Raw genomic sequence first — 11619 nt, forward strand, 5'->3', positions numbered from 1 at the left:
CTGACCTGGCAGCAGCACCCGGTCGACCGCGCGCGCCGGGCCGCCAGCAAGCAGCAAAATCCCTGTCTGTTGTGGTTTACGGGCCTGTCCGGCGCGGGCAAGAGCACGGTGGCCGGCATGGTCGAGCGCAGCCTGGCGGCGCGCGGCGCGCATACCTACCTGCTCGATGGCGACAATCTGCGGCACGGCCTGTGCCGCGACCTGGGCTTCGGCGCGGCCGACCGGGTCGAGAATATCCGCCGCGCCGGCGAAGTGGCGCGCCTGATAACGGACGCCGGCTTGATCGTGTTGAGTGCCTTCATTTCGCCGTTCCGCTCGGACCGCGAGCTGGTGCGCAGCCTGATGCCGGCCGGCGAATTCATCGAGATTTTTGTCGATGCGCCGCTGGACGAGTGCGAGCGGCGCGATCCGAAGGGCCTGTACCTCAAAGCGCGCGCCGGGCAGTTGCCCAATTTTACGGGACTCGATTCGCCTTACGAGGCGCCGCGGCAGCCGGAAGTGCGGCTCGATACCCTGCGCGACGATGCCGAGACCTGCAGCGCGCAGGTGATGGCGTATCTGGAGCGCAGCGGCTTGATCGCGCCGGCTTAGGCGCCGGCGCGCATCAGGTCTGCGCCAGCTTCTGCAAGGCCGCCGGATCGAGAATGATCAGGCGGTGCGTGCCCTTTTCGATAATCCCCTGCTGCACCAGGGTCAGCAAGGTACGGGTGACCGTTTCGCGGCTGGTATTGATCATGTTCGCGATATCCTGGTGGGTCGGCAGGTTTTCCACCACTTCCACATCGCCGTCCTTCTTTTCCTTGAGCAGTTCCAGGAAGGTGTAAATCCGCTTGGCCGTGTTGTGAATGCTGAGCAGCGCGCGGAACTGCGAATCGCGCTGCACTTTTTCCGCCAGAAAGCGCAGCATGTGATTGGCCACCGATGGCGAGTGCGAAAACAGGTGCAGCGCCGTGTTGCGCGGCAGCAGGGCGACCATCACCGGACTGAGCGCCACCACCGAAGCCGAGCGGGTCGAACCGTTAATCACGGCAATTTCGCCGAAGAAGTCGCCCGGCGCGAGCATGCGCAAGCCGATCGCGCGCCCGTCTTCGGTCACGTCGATCACTTGCAGCTGGCCCGACAGCAGGAACAGCAGGCTGTCGCCGCTGGCGCCTTTTTGCAGCACCACATCGCGCTTGGCATAGGTACGGATGCGCAAGTCCGTCATCACTTGGCGCATTTCATCTTCGCTCAGGTTGGCCAGCAGGGGAATCTTGCGCAGATGAATCTGAAAGCTGATCTTGTTCTGCGAATCCTTGGGCACCGGCATCACAGAACCGGCGTCGGCCGCGCTGACCGGCGCGCCGTGCTTGGGCGCGGACACGATATTGTTGTTGTCTGTACTCATGCAAATACTTCCGTCATTGATAGGCGTGCAGCAGGGGGGCGCACAGCGCCACCGTGGCGATGCCGGCGGCATTGGCCGCCATGTCGCGCCAGCAAAATTTTCGCCCCGGCACCAGTTCTTGCAGGATTTCGATCAGCAGGCCGGCCAGCAACAGGCCCAGCAAGCTCGCTTGCAGGATCCAGCCTCCGGGCACCATGCGGGCCAGCAAGAGGGCGAGCACGCCGAAGGCGAGAAAATGCAGCAGTTTGTCGTTCGGTAAAGGCGGCAGCCATTCGTTCGGTACCAGGCAGCCTGCCACGATAGCAACCGTGCCCAGTAAAAACAAGATCAATTCCCAAGTCATAAAGTCCACATCAACAGTCGGACCGCCGGCAGCGATTGCACCCGCGGTTCCGCCAGCAGCGTGCTGGACTGTTATCTTACCAGTTGTCGGTGCGCCAGCTGAATTGGACCGCACGGCTGTCGTACTGGAACAGGGGAATGTTCTCGCGGTTCCAGGTGCGCCGCAGTTCCAGTTGCAGGGCACTGTGGGTGCCGACCGGCACTTGCAGGCTGGCGCGCAGCTGGGTGGTGTTCTGGCGCCGGGTGGTATCGATCAGGCCCGGCGAATAGGCCCGCTCGCTACGCCACGACTGGCGGCTGATGCCCAGTTCGCCGATGGCCTTGTCGTTCAGCGCGCCGAACAGGTTGACCGAGCCGTACCAGGCGCTGCGGTCGCCGCCCGGACGGCTGGCCCGGCCCTGGTCGGCCAGCGCGCCGGCCGCCAGCACCACCGTGGCGCGCTTGGCGCTCCAGGCCACGGTGCTGCCCAGGTCGAGCGTGTGCGAATCGTAATAGCGGCGGGTCGGATACTCGGCCCCGCTGTAGCCGGCCGTCAGCGCCCAGCTGGTCGCTTCGCCCAGCGCCACCGGCGGCACGGCGCGCAGCAGCAGCTGGCCCTGGCGCTGGTACAGGTCGCCGCCGAGGCGCACCAGGCCGAAAGCGGCCGTCGCGCGCCCAGTCCAGGCGCCGGCATTCCATGGCTTTTCCAGCGCCAGCAAGCCCGAGGTGCTGTCCTGGCTGTCGACCTGGCTGTGGCGCAGCGCGCGCAACTGGGCAATGAGCAGCATGCCGCGGCTGCCGAGCGGCTGGTTGAAGTCGCCCGAGAGCAGGTTGAAATGGTCGCCCTTGGGCAGCGAATCGGGGCCGAGCTCCACCTGGGACAGCTGGTTGCCGCTGCCGACGGTGACGAAGCGGTTGCTGGAACCCTGGTTGACGTTGCTGTCGTAGCCGCGTCCGAGCTTGAACGACATGGCGCGCCGTGCCACCTGCGCTCCCTTGCAGCCGGACTTGCGGTAGTGGGCGATCAATTCACGGATCGCGGGCGGTGGATCGAAACGCGTCTCGATCTGCTCGAACATGCGTTCGGCTTCCGACTCGTTGCCCAGCGAGCAATGGCTGATGGCCAGGTCGAGCCAGGCGCCCGCGTGCAGGGAATTTTTTTCCAGCAAGCGTTCGAGCTTGCCGGTGGCTTCGTCGGGCCGCCCTTCGGACAGGGCGCGCAGGGCGTCGAGGTAGAGTTTTTCTTCCTGGGCGGCAATGTCGTCGGCGCGGGCATCGGGCGGCGCCGGGGCCGCTTCGGCAGCCTCGGCGGCGTCCGGGACGGCGGCGGCCGCGACGACACTCTCAGCGGGCGCGCTTGGTCCGTCGTCCTGCTGGGCGTGGGCGGCGGCGCACAGGGTGGCGCCGGCCAGCAGCAGGGTCCATGGAGCGCGCCTCATGCGGCCGCCTCCAGCGTGTAGAGCTGCATCGGGTGCTCCTTGCCGCGCAGGGTGTGCTGCCCCAGGCTGATGAAACGGTGACGCCTGGCGTAGGCCACGGTGCCTTCGCCGATGATGACGTCGTAAGGGAAGTCGCGCGCCGCCTGTTCCAGGCGCGAGGCGGTGTTGACGCTGTCGCCGACTGCCGTATAGATGCTGCGGAAGGCGGTGCCATAGTCGCCCACCATGGCCGGACCGCTTTCAATGCCGATGCGCACGCGCAGCGGCTGGCCGCCGGCACGTACCCGGGCCCGGCTCAGCATGGTCACTTCGCGCAGGATGTGGGCGGCGGCGTCGAGCGCCAGGTCGGCGTGCTCGTCGTTGGGAATCGGCGCGCCCCAGAAGGCCACCAGGCCGTCGCCCGTGTATTTGTCGAGCGTGCCGCGCTGTTCCAGCACCGGACGGGTCAGGCAGTCGAGGAAATCGGTGGTCAGGCGCGCCGCTTCTTCGACCGGCAGCGATTCGACCTGGGTGGTGTAGCCTTGCATGTCGGCGATCAGGGTGGTCACTTGCAGGCTGCGCGGGGCCAGCGGGTCTTTCAGGCCGCTGCGCAGCAATTCGTCGACCACTTCGCCGGCCACGTAGCGGCGCATGGTATCGAGCAGGCGGCGCGAGCCGGACTGCGCCAGCTGCCAGTGGAAGGGCACGCCCACGGCCAGCAGGAACAGGATCGCCAGCAGCGGGCCGCTGACGGAAAAATGGGCGTCGTGGGCGCTCAGGCCGTAGGCCAGGGCCAGCCAGGCCAGCGCGGCGGCGCCCAGCATCAGCACATTGAAGGCAGCCGACAGGCGCGCGAAGGTCAGGCTGGCCAGGGCCGCCACGGCGGCGGCGAACAGCACCGCCAGCAGGCGCCCGGGCCAAGGCGCCGGGGCCAGGCCGCTGTCGCGGTCGAGCAGGGTGGTCAGCATCGCGGCGTGCACCAGCAGGCCGGCGCTGTTGCGCCCCAGGGGCGAGGCGACCCGGTCGCCGATGCTCAGCGAGGACGAGCCGATCAGTACCAGGCGGCCGGCCACCAGCGACGGGTCCACGCGTCCGTCCAGCACGTCGCCAGCCTTGGCCACCAGGTAGGCGTCGAGCGAGCGGGTGAACGGCACGCGCACGAAGCCATCTTCGCGCGCGGTCTGGGCCACCTTGGGCGGCTCGCCGCAGCAGTCGAGCAGGGCGCGCGCCAGGGTCGGGTAGCGCCGCCCTTCGAACCAGGTGTACATGGGCACGCGCCGCAGCACGCCGTCGGGGTCCGGCAGTACGCCGATATTGCCCACGTGCGGGGCGGCGGCCAGGCCGGCGTGGTTGGCCATGTAGCCGTAGGCCGCAGCCGCGCCGGCGGCGGTGCCGGCCTTGCTGCCGCCGGCGGGCTGGCCGAAGCGCAGGGGCTGGGGACGCTGTTCGTAATCGAAGACCTGGGCCAGCACCACCGGACCTTGCTGCGCCAGCACGGCCAGGCGGGCGTCGCCGCCGGGGTCGCCCGGCTCGCCCTGGATGATGTCCAGCGCCACCCCGCGCGCACCGTCGCCCAGCAAGGTTTCGACCAGTTCGGCCAGGCGCTCGCGCGACCATGGCCAGGGATGGGCGGCCAGGCTGGTTTCATCGATGTCGACCACCAGGATGCGCGTCTCGAGGGTGTCGACCGCCTGCGCCACCACGAAGCGGTCGCGCAGCCACTCGTCGGCGGCGTCCAGCGCGGACGGGCCGCGCGGCAGCTGCGCCCACGCGGCCAGCAGCAAGGCGGCGAGCGGGATGGTCAGGTGCAGAAAAGAGGCGGAAGGGAGGCGCAAGTTGACCCGTACTGTGGAAAGTGTCCCCGCCATCTGATGCTTAAACAGAAACGTTGCCGAGGTAAAAGACCTGCAAGTATAGCGCCTGTTGCGCGCCAAGGCCATCGGGAGTGTGTCCGCATGTTCCGCGGCGCATACATTATGAAGAGCAAGCGCTGCCAGGCTTGTCGCAGGAACGTCGCAGAATTGTATCGGGATGCAAAAATGTGACGTACAACACGTTTTCGATGCCGGGATGAGAGCATAATCTCAATTAGTAAGGGAGAATTTATGTTTAGTCAATCAATTATCAGAGCTGGATTCATGTCTGTCGCGTTCGCCGCATCGTGCGCCGCGCTGCCGCACGCCGTCGCTGGCGAAGCGGGCCGCATCGTGTTCGTGACCGGCGAAGTGCAGGTGGCCAGCCGCGCCGCCGTGCTCGACAGCGCGGTGCAGGAGGGCGACCAGCTCACCACCGGCGCCCAGGGCTATGTCTATATGAAGACGGTCGACGGCGGCTTCCTGATCCTGCGTCCGAACAGCAAGGCGCGCATCATCGCCTACAAGGTCGACGTCGCCAATCCGGCCAACACGCGCGTCAAGCTCGAGCTGCTCAGCGGCGTGGCGCGCAGCATCTCCGGCCAGGGCGTCAAATTGTCGCGCCAGAACTACCGCTTCAATACGCCGGTGGCCGCCATCGGCGTGCGCGGCACCGACTTCATCGTCTCCACCGACCAGCAGACCTCGCGCATTGCGGTGGTCTCGGGCGGGGTGGTGGTGAGCGGCTTTGCCGGCGCCTGCCGCCCGGAAGGCGGGGGACCGTGCGAAGGCGCGGCCAGCCGCGAACTGTTCGCCGGCCAGCCTGGCATGCTGCTGCAGGTAGAGCGCGGGCAAAATATTCCCAAACTGCTCAACAGCCCGGCCAGCAATCCGGACAAGATCGTCCCGCCGCGTTCGGACGAACCGGCAGGTCACGCCGCCACCACCGTGCCGGCCACGCCGGGCACCGCAGTCAACCTCGAGGCGCAGAAAGACAGCAGCAAGCAGATCGCCAAGGCGGCGGTGGCCAACAATGCGAATAACAATAACAACAATAGCAATAACAACAACGGCAACAATGGCAACAGCGGCGTGCTGCCCGAGCCGATCGTGGTGGTGCCAGTACCGGTGCCGGAAGTGCCGAAAGGTCCCGAAGTCATCTGGGGGCGCTGGGAGCGTATCGCCAATACGCCGCCCGATCCGGCCGTCATTGAACGCTTGAGCAATCCCGATTATGACCAGGGCTATGTGCTCGGTGCGTATGCGGTGCGCAGGCAGCTGGCCAACAAGCTGGTGCTGCCGACCGAAGGCACGGCATCGTTCGCCCTGGTGAGCGGCGAGGCGACCCTGCAGCGCGCCACCGGCGACGCACTCGGGGCCACCATTGGCGACGCCAGCCTCAAGGTCGATTTCGGCAAGAAGACCTTCACCACCAGCATGATGGTCTACAGTCCGGAAACACAGATGAAAGTGACCGGCGTGGGTGACGTATTCCCCAAGGGCGACTTGTACAACCAGGCGGTCTCGAATTCGCTGATCCGCGGTTACCTCAGTGGCGACAAGGGCACGGCGGCGACCTTCATCTTCAAGTCGCGCAACGACCCGAACCTGACCGCCGAAGGCATCACGGTGTGGGCGCGTTGACGGCCCTGCGGGGCGGGACTGTTGCCGCGCCCGTATTATCAGGATCGCCCGTTTATTAACTGCGCGATTATCAGTTCCAAGGCCGCCGATAAGGCGGCCTTTTCTTTTGGGGTTTATGTCGCAGCAAAGGCTTATGGAAACGTGGGACTCGAGATAATCATTTCCAAATTACAAGGGTAGTAATTGAATACGCTTTGGGGCGAGGCCGCCGAATGCAAGGGGGCCGCGCTGTGCGGGCAGGGCTGCGGGGCATGGGGCGCCTGCGGGCGGCTAAAAACACATATGGATATTCGGCTGATTAAGCCCGGCTTAAAACAGGCCGATTTAAGCGGACGCGCCGCGCATATTATCTGCCGCAAACGGGCCGGCAATGAAATGCATAAAAATGCGGCAGCGCAGCGTTAACTGCTCAATAAAGCAGCAAAATTTGTTCAAGAGCAAAATATAAAGCCAAAAAATCGGGAAAAAAGTGCGATTAAGCGGGGTTTTGTGATGGCGGTCACAACCTGTGCCCCACGATGTGGCAATATACTCCCTGTTCTGCAAAAAAGGCGTCTGGCGGGGTACTTCTACCCTGCCCGGGCCGCAGAAATTTGGTTATATCTATTCATTTAAAGGATCAATCATGGCCGCAGCAACTGAGTACACAAAAGTAGCACAAGAACTTTACCTTTCCTATTTCGGTCGTCCTGCCGATCCTGCAGGCCTGGCAGCCATGACTGCTGCGCTCGCCGCTGCGGATGCGCCAACCTCGACTTCGGGTCTGGATCTGGCATACAAGGCCGGCAACGTTGCTGTTAAAGAACTGATCGACAGCTTCGGCACCAGCGCTGAATCGCAAGCCCTGTACGCTGGCGCGACGACTTCCCAGTTCGTTACCGCGATCTTCCAGAACCTGTTCAACCGTGCTCCATTGCAAGCCGGCCTGACCTACTGGACCGGTGAAATCGACGCCGGCCGCGTCACCAAAGCCGCTGCCGCACACGCCATCCTGACCGGCGCGACCGATATCACCGGCGGCGCTGACGCTGCTGTCATCGCCCGTAAAGTTGCTGTTGCCGAAGGCTTCACCAGCGCTGTCGATACCGACAACGAAATCGCTTCGTACAAAGGCGCTGGCGCTGCTGCCGAAGCACGCAAGCTGCTGGCTAACGTCACCGCCACCACCGACGCTGCCGTGTACCAGACGACCGTCAACACGACGATCGCCAACATGGTTCTGGGCACCATTCCTGGCTCGAACCTCGACCTGACCATCAACAAGGACTCCCTGGTTGGTACCGCTCAGAACGACAACTTCATCGGCACGTTCACCAACAACGACAACACCCTGCAAGCTGGCGACCGCGTCAACGGCGGCGGCGGCAACGACACCCTGCGTGCCGACCTGGGCGATTCGAACAACTTCGCAATGACGGTCGAAACGACCAGCGTTGAGACCGTTGTTCTGCGCGCACAAGCTATCTCGCGTGACACCACCGACAACAACACCGAGCGCACCAGCAAGACGCAAATCGATGCCCAGGACATGGTAGGCGTTCTGCGTTGGGAAGACCGCGATAGCCGCGCCGACCTGCAAATCGAAGATGTCCGCATCCTGCCTTCGCAGATCACCCGCGACATCACCATCGCCATGGTTGGCACCGATCCAGGTAACGTCGATTTCGGCCTGTACTTCGATCAGCACTCCCTGCGCGCAGCTCCGGTTGCCCAGAGCGGCGCCACGATGCGTCTGCAACTGATGGACACCCGCGCTGCCGATGCTCAGCTCGACCCACTGAAAAGCAATCCATACAACGGCTTCACGTTCAAATTGGACGGCAAGGCTATCGTTGTTCGCTCGCAAGAGATCGACCAGGCGCAAACCTACGACCAACTGTTCACCGCAATCTCGAGCGCTGTTGCCAACACCCCTGGCATCCAGAACTTCAAAGTGACCAAAGGCATCACCTTTACCGCTGTCGATACCCAGTCGGGCCGTCCACAGACCGGTACTGAAATCAATATCACCAACCCAGGCGCCGGCGTTATCGCAATCGACGACCAATCGGGCTGGTTGGCTGAAGCCGCAGTGCCAGCAAACTCCGGTCTGCACACCGCGATCCTGACCGACACCCCTGCAACCCAGGCGTTCAAAGTCACCAGCACCATCATCCTGGACGACGTGGGCCGTGGTTCGAACGGTGGCGATCTGGTCATCGGCGGTCTGTCGGTTGGCGACACCTCGAACTCGAAAGGTGTTGAGCGTTTCGAAATCACCGTTGAGCGCACCAGCAAGCTGCAAACGATCAACTCGACCAACAACGCGCTGGAAGAAGTTAACCTGGTCAACGGCGTTACCAAAGGTAACCTGTCGGTCATCGGCAACCAGAACCTGATCAACTCGGCTTTTAACCCGAATGCCCTGTTCCCACTGACCCCGCTGATCGATGCTATCGGCACCATCGGTGGCCTGCCAACCGGCGGCACCCCAGTCGGCACCCGTAGCGACTTCCCAATGCCTGGTACCGTTACCCAGCGCGGCGGCAGCCAGCACGGCGACATCTATGGTTTCCATGACGTGCGCCTGATCGACGGTTCGACCCTGAGCGGCGACCTGAGCTTCACCGCTGTCGTGACCGACCGTTCGATCGCCAAGTACGTCAACAAAGTCGACACCCAAGCTGACGCTGCTGTTGACAACATCGCCTTCACCTACACCGGCGGCGCTGGCAGCGACACCATGATCGTCGATCTGGACGCAGCCGTTGCTGGCAGCCGTGCACGTATCGAAAGCGGCCTGGAAGACTTCACGTTCAGCATGGTCGGCGGCGCTGGTAACGATGCACTGACCCTGCGCATCGCTCCTAATGTTGCTGGTGGCGGCGTTACCGCAACCACCAACTGGGCTAACAACCAGGATCTGAACAACAACATCAGCATCAGCGGCGGCGACGGCAACGACACCATCCGCAAACTGGGCGATGGCGATTCCCGTATCTCCGGCGGCGCTGGCGACGACACCATCTACAGCGAAAACACCGGCCGTCAGCCTGTGAACGTCCTGGTGTACGGTTCGGCTGTGCCTGTTGCTTCGTCGACCAACGCAGCATGGGTATTCAACACCGTTGACCAGAACCCACTGAACCTCGACGCCGACCGTTTCGTCAGCGACACCCGTTCGGATTTCAACAACACCTACTTCCTGTACAACACGAAAGTTAACGTGACGTACAAAGGTATCGTGTCGACGATCACCCTGGCAAACAGCAACACCTACACTGCAACCGACCGCGACATCAACCAGGCGATCAAAAAAGCGATCAACCTGGATCCAGTGCTGAGCAAGCTGCTGGTCGCAACCGATGCTGAATCGAACGCGCTGCACGTCACGGCTCTGTCGGATGGCGTTCATGCCCTGAACGACCTGACCATCGGCTTCGTTGCTCCATCCACCGGCCTGTCGGCTGCCGACATCACCGCTGCTGCCAAAGCCTACGGTATCGTTGCTGACGCTTCCGGCGCCAATGTGTACGCTGCCATGGTCAACTCGATCAATGCACTGGGCATCAAAGGCGATTACAACTCGGCCTTCGCTACCGCGCTTGATCCAGTCGTGCCAGCAACGTTCGTGGCAATGACCGGCGCTGAAAGCGCGTCGATCAGCGACAACATCATCACCGGCGGCACGGGTAATGACGTTATCGTCCTGGGCAACAAAGAAGTCATCGCTGTTGATCTGGCTGCTCCAACCAGCACCGAATTCGCTGTGTCGAACAACGAAACCGTTGTCTACGCTCCTGCATTCGGCAACGACACCATCGTCAACTTCGACTGGACCGGCGCTGGCATCGATCACCTGGACTTCACGGCACTGGGCGGCACCACGCTGACCAACGCCCTGACGACCGACAAGTCGATCACCATCGGCACCGCTGTGAATGTTGCACTGACCGAGACCGCAATCACGGCTCTGTACGCTGCTAACAACATCGCTGCCCAGACCCACGTGTACGTGGCTGTTGATTCGGTGACCTCGATCGGTACCGTGTACCAGATCGCCGATGCAATCGGTGCTAACACCGCGACCATCACCAAGGCTGGCACCATCGATCTGGCTCAAACGATCCCTGCAGCAACCTCGCTGTGGAACTCGCTGACCCAGGCTAACTTCGTCAACTCCGACGCAGCTAACTACTACCTGCTCGAAGGCGCAGCTGGTGGCGTACCTGCAGCGATCGTTCCACCGACCGCTGTTGCTTACAGCATGACTGGCGCTACCGGCTACAACGCTGGTAACAACAACAACGTCACGATCTCGGTCGCTAACAACGGTTCGTACACTTCGACTGTCAGCAACTACGCTGCTGGCGACAAGTTCGTGTTCGTTGCTGGCACCACCGTGAGCGTTGCTGACGGCGTTGCAGGCGACCACGAAGTGACCCTGACCGCAGTCAACGGTGGTAACACCCAGACCATCGTCGTGCAAAACCCAGTTGGCGATGTCGTTCTCCCAGTCATGGCTAGCGTTGCTGACTTCAACACGTTCTTCGGCGCTGGTTCGCTGGTTGTTTCGGGTGCTGCTACGACCCCAATCAACTCGTCGGTCACCACCATCGACGCATCGGCTGGTAACGTGACGTTCAGCGTTGCTACCGGTACCTACACGACGACCGTGACCGGCTACGCCGATCTGGACGTGTTCCAGTTCGTAACCGGCAGCACCCTGTCGATCGTCAACGGTAACCTGACCGACGGCATCATCGATGTGCTGGCAGTCAACGGTGGCACCACCACCACCATCCACCTGACCGGTCTGGTTGCTGCAGATGACACCGCTGTTGGTACGAGCGTTGCCAACTTCAACACCACCTACGGTGCTGGTTCGCTGGTTGTTATGTAATAATTAGTCCCAGTAGCAAGGAATCGCAGGCCCCCGGGCCTGCCTTTCCAAGCCACACGAAAAGCCAGGCTTCACCGCCTGGCTTTTTTTATCCGCCCGCCGTTCGTGCCGGGC

At 63.0% G+C, this 11619-nt stretch carries 7 protein-coding genes and 1 pseudogene; 4 read left to right on the forward strand and 4 right to left on the reverse strand.

The annotated features are described in order from the left end of the window. Positions 1-6: 6 nt before the first annotated feature. Positions 7-591: pseudogene (cysC, locus tag F2P44_RS05655) on the forward strand (adenylyl-sulfate kinase); the annotation flags it as partial. A gap of 13 nt (positions 592-604) precedes the next feature. Here cysC and F2P44_RS05660 read toward each other — a convergent pair. From F2P44_RS05660 to F2P44_RS05675, 4 genes are all read right to left on the reverse strand, one after another. Next, entirely contained in the window at positions 605-1387 is a 783-nt protein-coding gene (locus F2P44_RS05660; protein WP_229423400.1) for a Crp/Fnr family transcriptional regulator, read from the reverse strand. Between the two features lie 13 nt (positions 1388-1400). Continuing rightward, on the reverse strand, positions 1401-1712 hold the full coding sequence (locus F2P44_RS05665; RefSeq protein ID WP_229423401.1) for a VanZ family protein: 312 nt from the start codon (positions 1710-1712) through the stop codon (positions 1401-1403). Positions 1713-1806: 94 nt separating this feature from the next. After that, positions 1807-3147 carry a tetratricopeptide repeat protein gene (locus F2P44_RS05670; RefSeq protein WP_167085749.1) on the reverse strand — a complete coding sequence of 447 codons (1341 nt, stop codon included), beginning with the start codon at positions 3145-3147 and terminating at the stop codon, positions 1807-1809. Further along, positions 3144-4961: a CHASE2 domain-containing protein gene (locus F2P44_RS05675; RefSeq protein WP_229423402.1), complete on the reverse strand. Its 1818-nt coding sequence runs from the start codon at positions 4959-4961 to the stop codon at positions 3144-3146. Before F2P44_RS05675 ends, F2P44_RS05670 begins: the two co-directional genes overlap by 4 nt. Positions 4962-5264: 303 nt before the next feature. Between F2P44_RS05675 and F2P44_RS05680 the strand changes: the two genes are divergently transcribed. From F2P44_RS05680 to F2P44_RS05690, 3 genes are all read left to right on the forward strand, one after another. Further along, complete coding sequence (locus F2P44_RS05680) at positions 5265-6623, forward strand: FecR family protein (RefSeq protein ID WP_167085751.1); 1359 nt, start codon at positions 5265-5267, stop codon at positions 6621-6623. 183 nt (positions 6624-6806) lie between these two features. Continuing rightward, positions 6807-7028 (forward strand): hypothetical protein, encoded by a 222-nt coding sequence (locus F2P44_RS05685; protein WP_167085752.1) that lies wholly within the window; start codon positions 6807-6809, stop codon positions 7026-7028. A gap of 220 nt (positions 7029-7248) precedes the next feature. Next, entirely contained in the window at positions 7249-11505 is a 4257-nt protein-coding gene (locus F2P44_RS05690) for a beta strand repeat-containing protein (protein WP_167085753.1), read from the forward strand. Positions 11506-11619 lie beyond the last annotated feature (114 nt).

This window comes from Massilia frigida, from assembly GCF_011682175.1.
GTDB lineage: Bacteria > Pseudomonadota > Gammaproteobacteria > Burkholderiales > Burkholderiaceae_D > Telluria_A > Telluria_A frigida.

Coding starts and splice junctions, on each gene's coding strand:
- F2P44_RS05660 (WP_229423400.1), bottom strand. CDS start 1,387: ATGAGTACAGACAACAACAATATCGTGTCCGCGCCCAAGCACGGCGCG.
- F2P44_RS05670 (WP_167085749.1), bottom strand. CDS start 3,147: ATGAGGCGCGCTCCATGGACCCTGCTGCTGGCCGGCGCCACCCTGTGC.
- F2P44_RS05680 (WP_167085751.1), top strand. CDS start 5,265: ATGTCTGTCGCGTTCGCCGCATCGTGCGCCGCGCTGCCGCACGCCGTC.
- F2P44_RS05690 (WP_167085753.1), top strand. CDS start 7,249: ATGGCCGCAGCAACTGAGTACACAAAAGTAGCACAAGAACTTTACCTT.